The organism is Variovorax sp. RTB1 (assembly GCF_035018765.1).
GTDB lineage: Bacteria > Pseudomonadota > Gammaproteobacteria > Burkholderiales > Burkholderiaceae_C > Variovorax.
In genome coordinates this window covers 10,480-28,699 of sequence record NZ_JASJXG010000054.1, presented here as the reverse complement: position 1 = coordinate 28,699, position 18,220 = coordinate 10,480, and the positions used below count along the sequence as shown (strand labels likewise).

Sequence of the window (18,220 nt, the reverse complement as noted above, 5' to 3'; positions counted from 1 at the left end):
GGTGAGAACTTGTTCGACTTGTTCATGGCTCAATCCTCTCAGAGTGTTGAGCCTCCTCAAAAACCGGGGCGATTCAGGTTGAGTTGGCAAATCTCGTTCACACGCGCGCCGGTACACAACCCAATCGCAGGGAGCCAGAATTTGTGTTCTTCGCTTGGTGCCATCCTAAACGCGATGAGCTCAGGACCGTGAAAAAGCCGCTCCAGCTCTGCGGTGGTGAAGGCGCGCTGCTTCTTGCCCGCGTCCTTTTGCGTACCTGTGTACGAGGCGCCCTTGATGGTGATGCCGATCGGGAACCCGTCGTCCGCCCAATCTCGACGCGCTGAAACTAGCAGTAGGCTTACAGCGGCGACGTAAGTGCTCTCGAACGTCTTTTTCGCAATCGTGACCGTTTGAGGTGTCGCTTCAGCCGCGAGCTTGAGAACGTTGATTTTGCGTTGCTTCACCACGTCCGACCACCTGGGCGGCAACTTGCACACAAAGGCAAAAAAATCGTTGAGGTCGGTCTGACGTAGCGATCTGATTGCCTTGTCGCCCACTTTCGCTAGAAGCAGCGGCATGACAGTGTTGAACTTGTTCATCATCGCCTTTTTGTCGGCGTCGAAGGTTTTCAAGAAATGATTGATGACCTCGCTCAGCTTCACTACTGCCACCGCTTCAGCAACAGGGCTCAGAGGGGCTGTAGCGTTCACATACGAAGGCGCGGCTAGGGGTGGTGCTTGTCGGGACAAAACGTCCCGGAGCGCCCCGTTCTCAGCTTCTAGGCGAGCCTGGCCCACCTCACGCAACCGCTGCCGATGAGCATCAGCAAGGTCGTCTTCTGCTTCGTCTGCACGTAGGTCCGAGCGGAGCTTCCGCCTGGCCTGCTCAAGCAGCTGCATCATCGCGTAATCGGTCATGTAAGGGTCACGGAGCCGCGTGAATAGTTGATGGGCGATGGCGCCGAGTTCGAGTGCCCGAGGCACAGCGACTCGGCGGTCCTGTGTAGAGAGCGTTCTCACGATCTCCCGTGCTCCAACCTTGACGCGAAGTGCAGAAGGAACGTCGATGCGGAAGTAGAACGTATTGCCCCGAAGGACCAAGTAAGGTGTCTGAGCCATTGTCGATTCCGTAGCACTCTTCCGTAGCAAAGACGAAAAAGATCAACAAAATCAACAACCATTGGCACCCACGCGGGTCGGGACAAGCCTGGCGGAGAGTGTGAGATTCGAACTCACGGACGCTTTCACGTCGGCAGTTTTCAAGACTGCTGGTTTAAACCACTCACCCAACTCTCCGCAGACGCCCGGCGTTGCACCGGACACGTGACCGATTTTAAGCGTTGATTGCGGACATGCCGTCGGGCATCGGATTCGACGCCAGATCGAGTGCAGATCGAGGCGACCAGCCTTGCAGCACCAGATCGACGATGCCCTCGGCCCAGAGCCGCCGTTCGGCGGAACCGGCCAACGGTTTCGAGATGAAAAAGCGCACGCCGCCAAAGGCCAGTGTCGACAGTTGCACTGCCGCGAGCTCAGGCGACGGCACGTTGAGGCGACCGGAGCGATGCGCCTCGGTAAGGTAGTCGACCACAGGGCCGAGCACGTAGCTGTTCTCAGCGTAGAGCGACTTGGCCAGTTCCGGAAAGCGGACGGCCTCCGCGATCACCAGCCGGAGTAGCGCCAGAGTTTCCGGCTCTGTCGCGCCGAGGTACATGCGCTCGACCAGGTCGAGCAACAGCTCGCGCTCATCGGCGCCTTCCCGCACGACGGTGGCGTGCATGGTGTTGCGCGCATTGCCGACCGCCCTGTGCACGACCTCGTGGAACAGCGCCTCCTTGTTCTCGAACTGTCGGTAGATGGTGATCTTGGCAACGCCGGCATCGCGGGCAATGGCCTCGATACTGGTCGCTGCATAGCCCTTGTCCAAAAACGACTGCAACGCGGCGGCCAGGAAAGATTCGCGCAACTCTGCGGCCTGCAAGGCGCTGGGTCGGCCGCGGGGTCGCCTTTTGGCGTCCAGAGACTCGAAGTGCAGCATGGCAATCCTCAGGCTGGTGGGAGAAACATTGTCTGCAAATCGCTCAGAAAGTCGAGCCCACGTTCGGTCGGCCATACATGGCGCAGATCGCGCTTGATCAAACCCTTGCGCTCGGCCTCCTCCATTCCACGCTGGATCGCCGTGGTGGCGAGGCCGGTGCGCTCGCCAAATTGCGCCAGCGCAAAGCCTTCTTTCAGGCGCAGTGCGTTCAGCATGAATTCGAATGGCAGGTCGGCAATGGCGACGTCTTCGCTCTGCGCTACTGCGGCGCCGGCCAGCGCACCGTCCATGTAGCGGCGCGGCTCGCGCAGGCGCACTTGACGCACGACGCGATGTGCAAAGCTCAGCTTGCTGTGCGCCCCGGCTCCTATGCCGAGGTAGTCACCGAACTGCCAGTAATTGAGGTTATGGGCGCAGCGGTGACCTTCGCGTGCGTAGGCAGAAACTTCGTAGCGCGCCAGGCCGAGTTGGCCGGTGCGCTCGGTGATGCGGTCCAGCATCGCGTAGGCATCGTCGTCTTCCGGGATCACCGGCGGAAACTTCGCGAAGTAAGTGTTGGGCTCGATCGTCAGGTGATAGACCGACAGATGCGGCGGCGCAAGGGCCAGCGTCTGCTGCAGATCGGCATCGAGCTGCTCCAGCGTCTGGCCTGGGAGCGCGTACATCAGGTCGAGGTTGAAAGTATCGAAGGCGCTGGCGGCCTCCTCGACCGCTGCAATTGCCTGCGCTCCGTCGTGTACTCGGCCGAGCGCCTTAAGGTGCGTGTCGTTGAAGCTCTGCACACCGATCGACAGGCGTGTGACGCCTGCGGCTCGGTAGGCGCGAAAGCGGTCGCGCTCGAAGGTGCCGGGGTTGGCTTCCATCGAGATCTCGCAGTCGGGCGCGAGCTTCAGGCGCGCGCGCAGGTCGCCGAGCAGACGGTCGATTGCGTCGGGCGAGAAAAGACTGGGAGTGCCGCCGCCGATGAATATCGTGTGAACGGTACGGCCCCAGATCAGCGGCAGCGCGGCATCCAGGTCTGCGACCAACGCATCCAGGTAGCGCTGCTCGGGGATGTCGGCAGTGCTGTCGGCGCTGCTTTTGCCGGCGCGCCACTCGTGCGAGTTGAAGTCGCAATAGGGGCATTTGCGCAGGCACCATGGCAGATGCACGTAGAGCGACAGGGGCGGCAGCGCGGCGAGTTGCAGCGGGCCAGGGCGCATCAGGTGCAGCACATCGTTGGCGTGCGGCGCATTGGCAGACGCTGCGGCTGCTTCGATGGGGATGATCACGGGGTCGTCCGGTGTCGTCGGCGGTAGCGGCGGCGTTGCAGTCACCAACGCTCGCGCATCAATTGAAGCATCGCCCGCGCTGCTTGGCCGCGATGGCTGTGAGCGTTTTTCTGCTCGGCCGTCAACTCGGCGAAGGTCTTGCCGAGCTGCGGCAGAAACATTACCGGGTCGAAGCCGAAGCCGTTGGCGCCGATGGGCGCGCGGGTGATTTCGCCAGGCGCGCGACCGATGGCGATCAGCGGCTCGGGGTCTTCGGCACTGCGCAGCGCCACCAGCGTGCTGACCAGCGCAGCGCGGCGGTCGTCGATGTCGGCCATCTGCTCGAGCAGCGCACGCACGTTGTTGTCGTCGCCCTTGGCGTAGCCGAACTGCGTCGCGTAGAAAGCGGTGTCGACACCTGGAAGGCCGCCGAATGCTTCGACGCAGAGACCGGCATCGTCGGCGACCGCCGGCAACCCGGTCACCGCTGAAGCATGGCGCGCCTTGGCGAGCGCGTTCTCGACGAAGGTGCGAAACGGCTCTTCGGCTTCATCGACACCCAGCTCCGACTGCCGCACCAACGTCACGCTCAGCGGCGCCAGCAGGATTTGAAGTTCGGCGAGCTTGCCTGCGTTATTTGAAGCCAGTACGAGTTTCATAGGCAAAGGATCTGCGGCGAATGGGCCGGGATCAGTCAAGCAATCACTTGGACGACAGGGCCTGCTGCTGCATGACGATCAGCTCGCCGATGCCCTTTTCTGCGAGGGCGAGCAGTTGGTTCATCTCGTCGCGCGAAAACGCTGCGCCTTCGGCCGTACCCTGCACTTCGACGAAATGGCCGGCGCCGGTCATCACGACGTTCATGTCGGTATCGCAGGTCGAGTCTTCGATGTATTCCAGATCGAGCAGGGGCGTGCCTTCGACGATGCCGACCGAAATGGCGGCCACGTGGCCCTTGATGGGCGAGGCCTTCAGCGCGCCGGACGCCAGCAACTTGTCGACCGCATCCTGCGCGGCGACGAAGGCGCCGGTGATGGCGGCGGTGCGCGTGCCGCCATCGGCCTGCAGCACGTCGCAATCGAGATGGATGGTTCGTTCGCCCAAGGCAGCCAGGTCGAACACCGCGCGCATCGAGCGGCCGATGAGGCGCTGGATTTCCTGCGTGCGGCCGGTTTGCTTGCCCTTGGCTGCTTCACGGCTGCTGCGGGTGTGCGTCGCGCGCGGCAACATGCCGTATTCGGCGGTGACCCATCCTTCGCCACTGCCCTTCTTGTGCGGCGGCACGCGCTCTTCGACGGACGCCGTACAGAGCACGCGAGTCTGGCCGAACTCGATCAGTACCGAGCCTTCGGCATGGATCGTGAAGCCGCGCGTGATGCGCACGGGGCGCAGGGCGTCGGCGGCGCGGCCGCCGCTTCGTGTGAAAGCAGTCATGTGAAACCCGAAGAAAAAAGTATGGAAAGCCGGCGTGCGCCAACTCAGGTCTTGCGTGAAGCGGAACGGCGGATGGCTTCGTTGATCTCGGCGATGGAACGCTCGATGGCATCGTCGTCGAGGTCATCGAGTTCGCTGTCCGACGGCATGCCCGCCTGAATGGTCGAGGCGAAGACGCCGTCGCCGACGCTGTCGGTCGACACGCCGCGCTCGTAGCCCGGTGCGTCGGGCAACTCCCACTCCAGGGCGATAAGGGTGACGTTGTCGCTGTGGCTGCCGCCGTTGCGCAATGCCATTTCAGCGAGGTCGGGAGCAGCATCGGACACCGGCTTGCCGGATGACAGCGTGTGCACGATGACAGCGTCGTCGAGCACACCCCAAACGCCATCGGAGCACAACATGATGCGGTCGCCACGCTGCAATTGCAGGGGCGGCGAGATGTCGAACAGCGGTGCCGTGGGCGAGCCCAGGCAGGTCAACAAGAGGTTGCGATTGACCGGCTCGTTGCCCGCGTTGGCGCGGGGACGCTCTGCATGGGAATGGTCTCGGGTACGCATCAGCAATGTGCCGTCTCGGACCACGTAGAGGCGCGAGTCGCCGCAATGGATCCACGTGGCCGTGGTGCCTTGCAGCACCGCGGCCACCACGGTCGTACGCGGCGTGTCGAGCATTGCCTTGGTGCCTGCGTACCGCATGATTTGCTGGTGCGCGGCCATGACCGACGAGGTCAGGAAGGCCTTGACGTCCTTGACGATGGGCCGTGCCTCGCGCTGATACAACGCCGCGATGGTTTGCAGCGCAAGCTGCGCCGCCACTTCGCCCTCGGGATGGCCGCCCATGCCGTCGGCCAGCACGAACAGGCCGGACTCCCGCGTGTAGCAGTAGCCCATGCGGTCTTCGTTTTTGAGACGGCCGCCCTTGCGGCTAACCTGGAATACAGAGAACTTCATGCGGGTCGCGTGGTTGGCGCGGCCGCCTTCGGCAGCCCCTTCTTGTCGAAGGAGCGCATGTTGTCAATGGAAAGGCGAACCTTTTCGCCCACGGTGAGCTTGGTGTAGTGACGCTCGCCTTCACGGCTCAGCTCTTTTTGCAGCGCGAACACCGACTGGGGGCGCGACAGCGGGTCGAGCGACATGCACCATTCGACAACCTCGATCATGTTGTCTGAATAGATGCCGCGCAGCCGCGAAAGCGAGAGGCCGAGCCGGTCTTTTTCGATGCGCTGCGGCGCGTCGTTCGGCGGGTAGCCCTGCATGCAGGCATAGATACAGGCGCCAATGGCGTAGATGTCGGTCCACGGACCCATCGAAGAGTCGCGGCGGTACATTTCGGGAGCGGCGAAGCCGGGTGTGTACATCGGTCGGATGAAATTGCCTTCTTTGCTGAGCACTTCACGCGCAGCGCCAAAGTCGATCATCACGGCGCGGTCGTCATCGGTCACGAAAATGTTGGCGGGCTTGATGTCCAGATGCAACATTTTGTGCTGATGCACGATGCGCAGACCGCGCAGGATCTCATCGAACAACGACCGGATGGTCGACTCCCTGAATACTTTCTGCTTCTTCAGGTCGCGCGCGGTCACGATGAAGTCCTGGAGGGTTGCGCCCTCCAGGTAGTTCATGACCATGTAAACGGTCTCGTTCTCGCGAAAGAAATTGAGCACGCTAACGACCGACGCGTGGGAAATTTGCGCCAGCGATCGGCCTTCTTCAAAGAAGCTTTTAAGCCCCAGCCGGTACAGCGACAGCTTCTCGGGCGACACCTGCGGCGCCAGCTCGCCCATGCCGCGGGTCGCTAGAGACGACGGCAGGTATTCCTTGATGGCGACTTGCTGGCCGCTGTGGTCGACGGCCAGATAGACCACGCCGAAGCCGCCCGCTGAAAGACGGCGGATCACGCGGTAGCCGCCGATGATGGTGTCGGGCAGCAGGGGCGAAGGTTTGACCTTTGACATAATCCGGGAGTTTCGCCCGAAGGCGATGGTGCGGCAAGCGAACGTCGTGCCGGGTCCTCGATGCAGGCGAACAAATCACAGCGAGGCTCAATGCCAGTTTACAGCATGACCGGCTATGCCAGCGGCCAAAACGGCCCGGTTGGCAGCCACTCCGAAGCCGATCCGCGGCCCCCTGCGACCGGCCGACTCGGAGTCGAAATCCGATCGGTCAACAGCCGCTTTCTCGACCTGACTTTCAAGCTGCCGGAAGAACTGCGCCAGCACGAACCCGCGTTGCGCGACCTGATCATCGGCCGGCTCAAGCGCGGCAAAGTCGAGGTGCGGGCATCTATAGAAAGCACTGCGCAAGCGGGCGTGACCGAGCCTTCGGTCAAGTTGCTGCAGCGCCTGAACGGCGTGCAGGACGGCATCAAGGCCTGGCTCCCCGGCGCACGCGAACTGAGCGTGGCCGACGTACTGCGCCTGGCCGGCGGCGACGGCGCCGCAGTACGCGGCGACTGGGCTGCCGACCTGTCAGAAGTCACGAGCAAGGCGCTCGACGCGCTGATGTCCGCGCGGCAACGCGAAGGCACCCGACTGGCCAAGATGCTGGAGGAGCATCTCGGCCAATTGCGCGTGTTGGCAAAGCAAGCCGTTCCGCTGGTGCCGAAGCTCGTCGAACAGCAGCGCGCCAAATTTCTGGAGCGATGGCAAGACGCCATGGGCCTTACCGGCGGCACCTTGCCGGAGGCTGCGCAAGACCGTGCGCTGACCGAAGCAACCGCTTTTGCCATCCGCATCGACGTGGCCGAAGAGCTGACCCGACTCAACTCGCACCTCGACGAGATCGAGCGTCTGGTCAAAAAAGGCGGTGAAATCGGCAAACGGCTCGACTTTTTGATTCAGGAACTGCACCGCGAGGCCAACACGCTGGGTGCGAAATCGGCAGCGCTCGAACTCACTCGCATCGGCGTCGACATGAAAGTGTTGATCGAACAGATGCGCGAGCAGGTGCAAAACATCGAATGAGTGGCGAGCGTATGGACTATCCCGGCAACATTTTCGTGGTCGCGGCGCCGAGCGGTGCCGGCAAATCGAGTCTGGTGAAGGCGTTGATGGAGCTCGATTCGGCCGTGCAGCCATCGGTTTCGCATACGACACGACCTCCGCGAGGCCAGGAAAAGCATGGGCGCGAGTACTTTTTTGCGTCGCATCCCGAATTCGACGCAATGGTTGCGTCTGATGCTTTCGTCGAGTGGGCGCACGTGCATGGTCAGCGCTACGGGACCTCGAAACGCGCCATCGAAGAGCGCATCGCCCAAGGCGCGGACGTCATCCTGGAAATCGACTTTCAGGGCGCGATCCAGATTCGCAAGACGTTTGCGAACGCGGTCATGATTTTTATCCTGCCACCCAGTTGGGAAGAGTTGCGGTCGCGCCTGGAGCGGCGCGGCGAAGACAGCGCGTCGGTTATCGAGTTGCGCCTGCAGAACGCCGCTGAAGAGATGGCGCGTGCCAATGAATTCGACTTCGTTATAATCAACGAGTTATTTGAGCGTGCGCTTTTTGACCTGAAAGCCATTGTTCACGCGCAACGGCTTCGTTATTCCGCACAGCGCCGAGCTCGTGCCGAAACCTTCGCAGCGCTCAATATTCCCTGATTCGGCTCTCCGAGCCACTCCGCTAAACGACCGAAACGACCGAAAGATCCTCATGGCCCGCATCACCGTCGAAGATTGCCTGTTGCAAATCCCGAACCGCTTTCAACTCGTGCTCGCCGCGACCTACCGCGCCCGTATGTTGAGCCAGGGCCATGCACCCAAGATTGAGAGCAAGAACAAGCCTTGCGTGACCGCACTGCGCGAAATTGCCGAAGGCAAAATCGGCATTGAAATGCTCAAGAAGGTTCCGGGCTGAGTTGACTCGCAACTCCGCACAAAGAAGCACCGCGCGCGGTGCTTTTTTTGTGTCCGATCGCTTCCTTGCAACGTGCACGCTAAAGTGGTGTGCATGAGCGCGGTCGTCAAACCTCATTCCAGTGTCCCCAAAGGCTCGCCACGTCCGAGTCCGGCAGCGCTGAACGCGGCCGCGGCGAGCTTTGCCGCGCTCACCGCCCGCCTCGATTACCTGAACGCAGAAGACACTGAGCAGGTCCGTCGCGCCTACCGTTTCGCGGACGAAGCGCACCTGGGGCAATTGCGCAACAGCGGCGAGCCGTACATCACCCACCCCATCGCGGTCGCGGCGCAATGTGCCGAGTGGAAGCTCGACGCTCAAGCGTTGATGGCCGCCTTGCTGCATGACGCCATAGAAGACTGCGGCGTCACCAAGCCCGAACTGATCGAACGCTTTGGGGCACCCGTCGCAGAGCTGGTCGATGGCCTCACCAAGCTCGACAAACTGCAGTTCAACACGCGGGAAGAGAATCAGGCCGAGTCATTCCGAAAGATGCTGCTGGCGATGGCACGCGATGTGCGCGTCATTCTGGTGAAGCTTGCCGACCGCACGCACAACATGCGGACGCTGGACGACGCACCGCGCGAAAAATGGGCGCGCATCGCGGGCGAGACGCTCGAGATTTATGCGCCGATCGCACACCGGCTCGGGCTGAACCAGACCTACCGCGAATTGCAGGAGTTGTCGTTTCGGCACCTGCGACCATGGCGCTACGCCATCCTCGCCAAAGCCGTCTCCAAGGCGCGCGGTCGTCGGCGTGACCTGATTCAAAAAGTGCAACGGGAGCTGGAGAGCACATTCACCGCGGCGGGCATGGTGGTGCGAATTGCCGGTCGCGAGAAAACGCTCTATTCGATCTACCAGAAGATGGAAGAAAAGCACCTGAGCTTTGCGCAGGTGACCGACATCTACGGGTTCCGGATCATCGTGCCGAATGTCATCGCCTGCTACACCGGCCTCGGCATCCTTCACCAGATGTACAAGCCGCTGCCTGGCAAATTCAAAGACCATATCGCGATCGCTAAGCTGAACGGCTATCAGTCGCTGCACACGACGCTGGTCGGCCCGTCGGGCGTCAGCGTCGAGTTCCAATTGCGAACCGAGGCGATGCACGTGGTCGCAGAATCAGGTGTCGCGGCGCACTGGCTCTACAAAGCTGCGGAGCCTAATGCCACCGGTGCCGATCGCCTGGGCACGAAGTGGCTGCAATCGTTGCTCGACATCCAGCACGAGACGCGCGATGCCGCCGAGTTCTGGGACCACGTCAAGGTCGATCTCTTCCCCGATGCCGTGTACGTTTTCACGCCAAAGAGCCAGATCATGGCGCTGCCGCGCGGCGCGACAGTGGTGGACTTCGCTTACGCCATTCACAGCCGGATCGGCGATCACACGTCTGCAGCGCGGATCAACGGCGACCAGGTTCCGTTGCGCACGGAGCTGAAAAATGGCGACGTGGTCGAAGTCATCACCGCGCCGGTGTCGACCCCGAATCCAGCTTGGCTCGGCTTCGTGCGAACGGGCCGCGCGCGATCGAAGATTCGCCACTATCTCAAGACCCTCGCGCACGCTGAATCCGAAGGTCTTGGCGAGAAACTGCTGGCGCAAGCGCTGCGCGCGGAAGGCCTCGGCACGCTGCCATCCGCGGAGCCGGAAAACCAGGTCATCTGGGAAAAGCTGTTGCGCTTCACCGGAAGCCGCACGCGCGCCGAACTGCTTACCGATATCGGCCTGGGCAAGCGCATCGCCAGCATCGTGGCCAAGCGCTTGATGGCGCTGCTCGCCGAGCGGGGCGAAAAGCCCGATGCGCTGCTACTCAGCCGCGAGCGCTTTACCGCGCAAGAAACCGTGTCGCAAGGCGCGGTGACGCTGGACGGCAGCGAAAACTCTTCGGTGCGCTTCGCCCTGTGTTGCAGGCCTATTCCTGGCGACGGGATCGTCGGCTATCTCGGGCACGGCGAAGGCCTAGTGGTGCACACCGACGCCTGCGGTGTCGGCCAGCGCCTGCACTACAAGGACAGCGAACGGTTCTTTGCCGTCGAGTGGGCGGACGATCCTGTGCGCGCATTCGAAACCGGCGTCGTGGTCACGGTTCGCAACGACAAAGGTGTGCTGGCGCGGGTCGCAGCGACCTTGGCGACTGCGGAGGCCGACATCACGCACGTCGAAATGGCCGACGAGACGCCACAGGAATCGACCGATATGCGCTTCGTCATCGCGGTGCGGGACACAACGCACCTGGAATCGGTGTTGCGGGCGGTGAAGCGGACGCCTTCGGTGCTTTCCGCTTCGCGGACAGTGCCCGCGCCCTGAGGCTTATCAGGGCGGCGTACCACTGACTTCCCTGCTGTCTGCCTTGGGGCCCGCTTCGGGATAGGTCACCGACAACACCTCGACCTCACTGACACCCGCCGGCGTCACGAGTTTGACGACATCGCCCTCGCGCGCTTTCAGCAGTGCACGCGCAATCGGCGAAATCCAGCTGACCTGTGCCTGTGTGCTGTCCGCCTCGTCGATTCCCAATATCGTCACCGTGCGCTCGTCGCCACCCTCGTCGGCATAGCGAACCGTCGCACCGAAGAACACCTGATCGCTTCCATGATGGACCGCCGGATCGGTCGGCACGGCGATCTCCAGGCGCCTGGTCAAGAACCGGAGGCGCCCATCTATTTCGCGCAGGCGTTTCTTGCCGTAGATGTAGTCGCCGTTTTCCGACCGGTCACCATTCTTTGCCGCCCAATGAACGGCCTCGACCACCTTGGGCCGTTCGTCGTCCATCAGTTGCAGCAACTCCGCGCGCATTCGGGCGTAGCCCTCCGGCGTGATGTAGTTTTTGCCCCCAGGCGGAAGCGGCACGGACAGCGCAGCAGTGCTGTCGTCCTCGTCGTCCGAGTCGCTTTCCTTGGTGAATGCTTTGCTCATTCAGGATGCTCCAATGAAAAAAGCCCGCAACAGATGTTGCGGGCTTTTCTTGATGGTGGTGCGGCTGGCAGGAATTGAACCCACGACCCCTTGGTTCGTAGCCAAGTACTCTATCCAACTGAGCTACAGCCGCACAGCTTTCGATTATAGCACCGGCAAAAGTGCCGAAGCCCGTGTTTCAAACCGATTTTCGAATGCAACGTGGTAGGCCGTGATGGGCTTGAACCATCGACCAACGGATTATGAGTCCCAAAAACTGAACAACTGCGAACGATACCGAACATGGTGACAATTCACTATCATTGGTAAGTTGTTCGTTTTAGTCCGTTTGCGTACAATTCCATTCGTGTCGATTCTGTCACCAGACTGTCACGGCGTTCCGGTCATCCCGACCGGCGGACTCATCGGATGGAACCTCATGACACCTGGTCAGATCATCAACGGACTGGAGCGTGGCCAGTTTGCTTCGCTTGCAAAGGTTACCCCGGCGGGCTCGTTAGAAGCCCGACTGCTCGTTATTGGAACAATGTTCTATTGGCGCGTCACTCTTGACCGCAAAACGCAGCGCGAGGTGATCGGCATTTACGATCCCGCCGCGCCGCCGAAGAGCTTCAAGCCAACCGAGCGCGGCTACTCCTTCGCCGCAGCGATGCGCGAGGCCGAGCGCCGCGCCATGGAGCATCACCAGCACCGAGACGAAGGCGGCCGCCCCGCCCTGCTCGCTGCCCAGAAAGTCGACAGATACGCCGCGAGCGAAGCAAAACGGATCGCAGCGAAGCATACGCTTAGCAACCTGCTGGACGCCTATTGCGACCATCTAAAAGCGATCGGCCGGCGCTCGCACGCGGACGCGCGCAGTATCTTCAAACTGCACATCAAGGAAGCGTGGCCGAAAGTCGCCGCGATGCCTGCCAAGGACGTGACTGGCGAACAGTTCGCGGACATGATGCGCACGCTGATCGAGGCCGGCAAAGGCCGCACCGCCAACAAGCTGCGCAGCTACGCGCGTGCCGCGTACCAGATGGCGAAGGCCGCCAAGTCGAAACCGAGCATTCCCGTCGCATTCAAGGACTATGGAATCGTTGCAAACCCCGTGGCCGACACAGAGCCGGACGAGTCGCAGAACAAGCCCGATAAGCGGCCGATGAGCGCGGCTGAGATGCGCTCCTACTGGCAGGCGATCAAGCCAATGCCGGGCTTTAAAGGGGCGCTGCTGCGCCTTCACCTGCTGACCGGCGGCCAGCGCATCGAGCAACTTGTGAACCTGCTGACGGCCAACGCCGGGCCGGACTTCATCCTGTTGCACGACGGCAAGGGTCGCCCTGGTCGCCCGCCACGTCCCCATACAGTGCCACTTACGAAGGAAGCAGCGACTGCGCTGAGCGAGTGCCAGCCGGCAGGGGTGTTTGCGCTGTCGACCGACGGAGGCGTGTCGCATGCGGCTGCCACGTCGCTGAGCCATTGGGCGGCGGAGGCGATCGGCGATGCGGTCAAAGACTTCCAAGCCAAGCGCATTCGCTCTGGCGTCGAGACGCTGCTCGCAAGCGCGCGGGTGTCGCAGGACATCCGCGGCCGCTTGCAGTCACACGGGATCGCTGGAGTGCAAGCTCGTCACTACGACGGGCACGACTACATGAGCGAGAAGCGCAAGGCATTGACGACATTGCACAAGCTGTTGGAGGCGACGAAATGAACGGTGAGTCCTGGGCAGACGGCGACGCGGATGAGGCGGAAGCGGAAAAATGGCAATTTGAACCAGACACTATTCGGGCCTTGGGGGCGCTCTGGCATCCTGAGGACAATTCCGATCCGACGCCCGCGCGCCCGTCTGTGCGAAAGCTTTTAGGGGACTTCACGGCCGGCGCAGGGGACTTCGAGACGCTCTTTTTTATGCGGCAACTCGCAGGTGCCCTTCTGCGTGCGGACGAAGAGGCGCCTAAGTCTTCAGTGCAGGACCGAGACGCAGCGATCCGAAAAGCATCGGGTTTACATGGCCCGATGGGCGACAACGGTGCGTACACCGCATTCCTTGATGCGTTCGGCCAACAGGAGGCGTTGCGCGAGCTTCCGGAAGTGCTCGACGATGGGACCGTGCTACCGAGTTCGTGGAACCAGTCGAAGGGGATTCGGAGTTACGTACATCTGTACCCAAATCCGAGAAAGCAGCCGATTGAAGAGGTGTTCAGGTTAGCCGAAACATACCTAATCAAACGCCGAAAAAAGGCTCTTTAACAATCTTCACCTTCCAAACGCAGGCATGGGTGGAAGGTAGATAAATCAACCCTGAATCAAGAGACTCGCTCCCTATGTTCATCAACATTCGGAGTTAGTCGAGATGGTCCAAGTTATCTACCGCGTGCCTGCCACGCTCAAAGCCCGCGGCATCGGCCGCACTCAGCATTACGCCGATATCGCGGCCGGCCTGTTCACCAAGCCGATTAAAATCGGTCGGCGCATGTCCGGCTGGCCTGATAGCGAAGTCGCTGCGCTCAATCAAGCGCGCATCGCCGGCAAGTCTGATGCCGACATCAAGGCGCTTGTACGTCGTCTCGAACTGGCGCGGGGTGCCGAGTGACAGCGCCTATTGTTCAAAACTTGGTGTGTCAGTCTCCAAGGGGACCGATCAGTAGACCCGAGACGTCGATCTTTGCAACCCGCAAGGCGTGGCGGGAGCGAAAAGAGATTGTGCGTCTCTGTGGCAGCTTCGCAGTCGCCGGCGCACTGCTGGAAATTAGGAATAGCACGCCGGGGGCGATATGGCTCCGCGTGGTGCGGGACGTGTGGTCCACCATCGATGGCGATCGGCGCGAGCTGACTTGGTACCTTCGCGAAGTCGTCGAAGAGGGTCACGGCGACTTGCGCGACCTCATGAAGTCCGACGCGAGGCGCAAGCACGCGATGCTTCCACCAGTCGTGGCGGCCTATCGCGGGTGCTACGAGGGGGTCAACGACGACGGCGCGAGCTACAGCCTCACAAAAGAGACGGCGGCGACGTTCCCCAGCCTCATGCGCTACCGCATGGACGAACAAACACCGATCCTGCTCACCCGCCAGTTGATCCGGGGCACATGCTTTCTTGTGGACGACCGTGGCGAAGATGAAATTGTCGATTTGTGGGCATCGGCCGACATCGATGTGGCTGAGGTCGAATACCTGTCAGAGGCTGTCACGGCATGACAATCGACCATGAAAAAAGCCGCCCCGGCAAGGACGGCTTTTCTACTGAAACTGTGACCGGCGACCAAACCAGACACACTACTAATAGTGCCTATTATTTAAGCAATTCGCAAGATCGGATCACGATCCTGACCGCAGCCGGCAACTCTTGCATGGCAAAGCGCTGGCTGGCCGACGGGACGATCCCCGGCTATGACAATGCCAAGAACTTCAAATATCGCAAGGCGACGCTGGACGGCATCTCCAGCGCGTCCGCTCTGCTCATGTCGATAGAGTCCGACCGGCGCTCGCTAATCATCCGCGGGCGACTGCGCGCCGATGCTGCAGAACGCTTGCGAACGATTGATGGAGTGATGTCAAGCCACGTCGTGCGGCGCGAAACGATCTTCGAAGATCAACCGCTACATCTAATGATGTGCGACATCGACGAGTTCACGCCAACCGTCGCCGACCCGCTGCGCGACCCCACTGCATGCATTGCCGAATTCGTCGCCGCGCGCCTGCCTGCTTGCTTTTATGAGGCGTCCTATCACTGGCAACTATCGGGTAGCGCCGGTGCGCCAAAGCACGTCGGCAAACTCAAGGCGCATGTCTGGTTCTGGCTGAAGACCGCGTACACAAGCTCGCAACTTAACGCCTGGTGCAAGAGCCTTGGCTCGCCGATCGACTGTAAGGTTTTCGAAGTGGTGCAACCGCACTACACGGCCGCGCCCCAGTTCGCCGCCGGCGTGGTCGACCCAGTCGCATTGCGCAGCGGGTTTTATGGCGGCCTATTCGACGACAGCGTTGCGCTTGCCATCCCCGCTGAAGTGCTCGCGACGGCCGCGGCAGTTCGGCCGTGTGTGCAAGTTGACGGCAGCGACCCGATAGCGCAGCTCCTGCACGAACGCGACATGGTGAAGAGCGAGCGCACAGAAGGGGGCCTGTTCATCGACTGCCCGCGGCAAACTGAGCACAGCGACGGCACCACCGGTGCTACGTCTTGCCTCTACTTCCCACCCCATACCGGCGGGTTTGCACAGGGCAATTTTGTGTGCCATCACGCGCATTGCGCCGGCCGGAGTCAGCACGATTTTCGCAAAGCGCTGGGGTTCGACCTTGCGGCACCCAGTGCGGCAGGGTTCGACGACGTTGTGGAGACGGCCTCGGAGATCGTGGCCGAACTGCAGACGATGTCGCGAGCCGATGTGCTGGCGACGTGGGCCACGCGTGCTGCTCACCTGCCGAAGGATGCAGTGGCCGATGTGGTCGAGGCTGTGCAAAAGATCACCGGTATCGGCTTGCGACCGCTCAATGGTGCCCTTGCCGACGCGCGGCGCGATTTGCTGAAGCAACGAGTACAAAGCGACGCCGGCGCGCGGCGCATGATCATCGTCGAGCCCGAGAACTCGACACGGCAAGCCGGCGAAGTGGGCGCGTTGATCTTGCAGCACGCGGCGCCGACTGAACTCGTGATGTTTGCAGATCGACCATCGCGCATTGTCGAGAGCGATCCACCGTATGCACACGCGCACGATGACGACAGCGCGAAGCCGCCCCCCCAAATGTTGATCGAGGCGCACAACGTCGCGAGCATGCGCGCGCAGGTCGAGAGCGTGGCTGTGTTTTGTCACGCCAACGAGAAAGGCCCGACACCTACACAGGTGCCCAGCGCGATCATTGAAAACCTGCTGCAGTTGGACCCGGCAAACGCGCCGCGGGTCAGTGGCTTGTTGTCGCATCCGATCGTCACACCTGCCGGCGAGATCGTTGCGAGCAACGGGCGACACGAGGGCACCGGCCTCTTTTTCCACGGACTGGCGGGAGACGTGCCAAAGCCCTACACACGCGCCGAAGCCACCGCGGCACTGCAGCGGCTCAGCGAGGATGTGCTGGTCGGTTTTGAGTTCACAAGCACGCTGGACGCATCTGTCGCTATCTCCGGCCTGTTCACCGCAGTACAGCGGCGCGTGCTGGAAAACGCCCCTGGCCTGGCGGTGTTAGCGCCGTTACAGTCGAGCGGTAAGACGACGCTCGCACGCCGGCTGCACGTGCTGTTGACCGGTCGCGATCTGCCGGTTTTGAACCTGCCGATAGGTGACGACTCCGAGATCGAAAAACGGCTGTTGGCGCTTCTGCTCGGGTCGCCTGAAATGATTTGCTTCGACAACATCACCGATGGCTTAACCGTAAATGGCGGGGCGCTGAACGCCGCGATCACGTCGCCAGTATTCGAGGGGCGACAGTTGGGCAGCACGCGTATTCTTCGTGCGCCGACAGCCACATTTTTCGTGCTGACCGGCAACAACCTGAAGCTCGGTGCTGATGAGACGACGCGATGGTTGACGACGGAACTCACACCGGCGACCGCGCGCCCCGAAGGACGCAGGTTCAAACATCCAGATGTGGTCGGCCATGCCAACGCGATCCGCGCCGGCGTGTTGCGTGACGTGGTCGGCATCGTTTCGGGCTACGTGTTCAGCGGCGAGCGGATCGAACTGCAGGGTGGGTCGCGGTTCGTGATGTGGGACAAACTGGTGCGACAGCCGCTGGTGTGGGCCGGCGGCGAGGATGTCGTGAGAGCATTCAACAACAACACTGGAGCGGCAGAACACCTGCAGGCTTTGCGCGCATTGGTGCGCGAATTCCGGGGCTGTTTTGGCAACGAGTCGTTTTCCGCACGCGATGTTGTAAATCGGTGCGTCAACGGTTTCGGGCGCAGTGCCGACGCCTTCGGCACCGATTCCGCGCATGCCACGCGCGACGCTTTAGAGGCCCTTTCGTGCCGGGACGTTGAGTCGCCCCGCTCTGTAGGCAGGGCGCTTTCGGGTTGCGCCGGGCGCGTGGTCAGCATGGGCGACGGCATTGCATTGCGCATCGCGCGGCGGGTTGACGCTAATGGTGTAAATCGCTTTGCACTCGAACATTGCGGGGTTTGAGGGGTTTCGAGGCCCTTCTCTCAGCCGAACTTTGAACGAATCGAAAACTTCCGCCCTTTGTGTTTTGCCCCGCCCCAACAATCGGCTGAGAAATCGCTCTCGAAACCCCGCAAACCCCGCTTGGCGAACGGCGCACCAGCGGCAATCCGGGGCTCGACACGGCTACGCGCCGGGCGTATGTCCGCTAGGGCCCCTGCGCATTAGATTTAAGGGCCGCGGGGACGAAGAAGCGCTGGCAGCACCTAGCCTAAAACTTTTCAAACATGAATTGCTATCGATTTGATAGCAATTCATGTTTGAAGCGCTCAGTATTTAGGAGAACAGTGAACGAACTGGAACACATCAGCCGCGAGACGTTGTGGCGCGAAGCGCCAAGGCTTTCCACGCATAACCGTAGAGCTAAAGCTTACGACATTGGGCGTCGACCACGCAAAATCCTGCGTCTTGATGGGTAAGGGGCCAGCCACCCCACCTTGAGAACGGAAGCCAAACGAGAGGCGATCATGTCCGTCTAACCTTTTTGGGGCGTGTTCAACTTTAGCTGGATAGCATCAATGCACGTAAATCTGAAGTAACGGCGCCGTCACACCGCGGAGTTCAGAGCACAAGTGCTA

17 protein-coding genes and 2 tRNA genes are annotated in these 18,220 nt (G+C 61.4%); 9 read left to right on the top strand and 10 right to left on the bottom strand.

Features of this window, described 5'->3' with window-relative positions:
- Positions 1–56 precede the first annotated feature (56 nt).
- From QN397_RS23115 to QN397_RS23080, 8 genes are all read right to left on the bottom strand, one after another.
- Positions 57–1,100: a DUF6538 domain-containing protein gene (locus QN397_RS23115; protein ID WP_323502015.1), complete on the bottom strand. Its 1,044-nt coding sequence runs from the start codon at positions 1,098–1,100 to the stop codon at positions 57–59.
- Between the two features lie 89 nt (positions 1,101–1,189).
- Positions 1,190–1,277 (bottom strand) — tRNA-Ser (locus QN397_RS23110).
- Positions 1,278–1,314: 37 nt separating this feature from the next.
- Positions 1,315–2,019 (bottom strand): TetR/AcrR family transcriptional regulator, encoded by a 705-nt coding sequence (locus QN397_RS23105; RefSeq protein WP_323502014.1) that lies wholly within the window; start codon positions 2,017–2,019, stop codon positions 1,315–1,317.
- An 8-nt stretch (positions 2,020–2,027) separates the two neighbouring features.
- Positions 2,028–3,221, bottom strand: a complete 1,194-nt coding sequence (gene hemW, locus QN397_RS23100; RefSeq protein WP_323502016.1) for a radical SAM family heme chaperone HemW — start codon at positions 3,219–3,221, stop codon at positions 2,028–2,030.
- A gap of 110 nt (positions 3,222–3,331) precedes the next feature.
- On the bottom strand, positions 3,332–3,928 hold the full coding sequence (gene rdgB, locus QN397_RS23095; protein ID WP_323502013.1) for an RdgB/HAM1 family non-canonical purine NTP pyrophosphatase: 597 nt from the start codon (positions 3,926–3,928) through the stop codon (positions 3,332–3,334).
- A 43-nt stretch (positions 3,929–3,971) separates the two neighbouring features.
- Positions 3,972–4,703, bottom strand: coding sequence for a ribonuclease PH (gene rph, locus QN397_RS23090; RefSeq protein WP_323502012.1), 732 nt, complete (start codon positions 4,701–4,703; stop codon positions 3,972–3,974).
- Positions 4,704–4,747: 44 nt separating this feature from the next.
- Entirely contained in the window at positions 4,748–5,653 is a 906-nt protein-coding gene (locus tag QN397_RS23085; protein ID WP_187052964.1) for a PP2C family protein-serine/threonine phosphatase, read from the bottom strand.
- Positions 5,650–6,657 carry a serine/threonine protein kinase gene (locus QN397_RS23080; protein ID WP_187052965.1) on the bottom strand — a complete coding sequence of 336 codons (1,008 nt, stop codon included), beginning with the start codon at positions 6,655–6,657 and terminating at the stop codon, positions 5,650–5,652. Before QN397_RS23080 ends, QN397_RS23085 begins: the two co-directional genes overlap by 4 nt.
- Positions 6,658–6,747: 90 nt before the next feature.
- On the opposite strand from QN397_RS23080, the gene QN397_RS23075 reads away from it, so the two are divergent.
- The 4 genes from QN397_RS23075 to QN397_RS23060 all read left to right on the top strand — a co-directional run bounded on the left by QN397_RS23075 (position 6,748) and on the right by QN397_RS23060 (position 10,902).
- Complete coding sequence (locus tag QN397_RS23075; RefSeq protein WP_323502011.1) at positions 6,748–7,665, top strand: YicC/YloC family endoribonuclease; 918 nt, start codon at positions 6,748–6,750, stop codon at positions 7,663–7,665.
- A gap of 11 nt (positions 7,666–7,676) precedes the next feature.
- Positions 7,677–8,297 carry a guanylate kinase gene (gmk, locus tag QN397_RS23070; protein ID WP_323499331.1) on the top strand — a complete coding sequence of 207 codons (621 nt, stop codon included), beginning with the start codon at positions 7,677–7,679 and terminating at the stop codon, positions 8,295–8,297.
- Between the two features lie 52 nt (positions 8,298–8,349).
- Positions 8,350–8,553 (top strand): DNA-directed RNA polymerase subunit omega, encoded by a 204-nt coding sequence (gene rpoZ, locus QN397_RS23065; protein ID WP_187052967.1) that lies wholly within the window; start codon positions 8,350–8,352, stop codon positions 8,551–8,553.
- Between the two features lie 93 nt (positions 8,554–8,646).
- Complete coding sequence (locus QN397_RS23060; protein WP_323502010.1) at positions 8,647–10,902, top strand: bifunctional (p)ppGpp synthetase/guanosine-3',5'-bis(diphosphate) 3'-pyrophosphohydrolase; 2,256 nt, start codon at positions 8,647–8,649, stop codon at positions 10,900–10,902.
- A 6-nt stretch (positions 10,903–10,908) separates the two neighbouring features.
- On the opposite strand, the gene greB is transcribed toward QN397_RS23060, so the two are convergent.
- Positions 10,909–11,511 (bottom strand): transcription elongation factor GreB, encoded by a 603-nt coding sequence (gene greB / locus QN397_RS23055; protein WP_323499325.1) that lies wholly within the window; start codon positions 11,509–11,511, stop codon positions 10,909–10,911.
- Positions 11,512–11,567: 56 nt separating this feature from the next.
- Positions 11,568–11,644 (bottom strand) — tRNA-Arg (locus tag QN397_RS23050).
- Between the two features lie 213 nt (positions 11,645–11,857).
- On the opposite strand from QN397_RS23050, the gene QN397_RS23045 reads away from it, so the two are divergent.
- The 5 genes from QN397_RS23045 (at position 11,858) to QN397_RS23025 (ending at position 17,606) form a co-directional block, all read left to right on the top strand.
- Positions 11,858–13,204 carry an integrase gene (locus QN397_RS23045; RefSeq protein WP_323502009.1) on the top strand — a complete coding sequence of 449 codons (1,347 nt, stop codon included), beginning with the start codon at positions 11,858–11,860 and terminating at the stop codon, positions 13,202–13,204.
- Positions 13,201–13,743, top strand: a complete 543-nt coding sequence (locus QN397_RS23040) for a hypothetical protein (protein ID WP_323502008.1) — start codon at positions 13,201–13,203, stop codon at positions 13,741–13,743. The genes QN397_RS23045 and QN397_RS23040 overlap by 4 nt, the downstream gene beginning before the upstream one ends.
- A gap of 103 nt (positions 13,744–13,846) precedes the next feature.
- Positions 13,847–14,086, top strand: coding sequence for an AlpA family phage regulatory protein (locus QN397_RS23035; protein WP_323502007.1), 240 nt, complete (start codon positions 13,847–13,849; stop codon positions 14,084–14,086).
- 203 nt (positions 14,087–14,289) lie between these two features.
- Positions 14,290–14,688: a hypothetical protein gene (locus QN397_RS23030; protein ID WP_323502006.1), complete on the top strand. Its 399-nt coding sequence runs from the start codon at positions 14,290–14,292 to the stop codon at positions 14,686–14,688.
- Entirely contained in the window at positions 14,685–17,606 is a 2,922-nt protein-coding gene (locus tag QN397_RS23025) for a hypothetical protein (protein ID WP_323502005.1), read from the top strand. Before QN397_RS23030 ends, QN397_RS23025 begins: the two co-directional genes overlap by 4 nt.
- Positions 17,607–18,220: the final 614 nt, after the last annotated feature.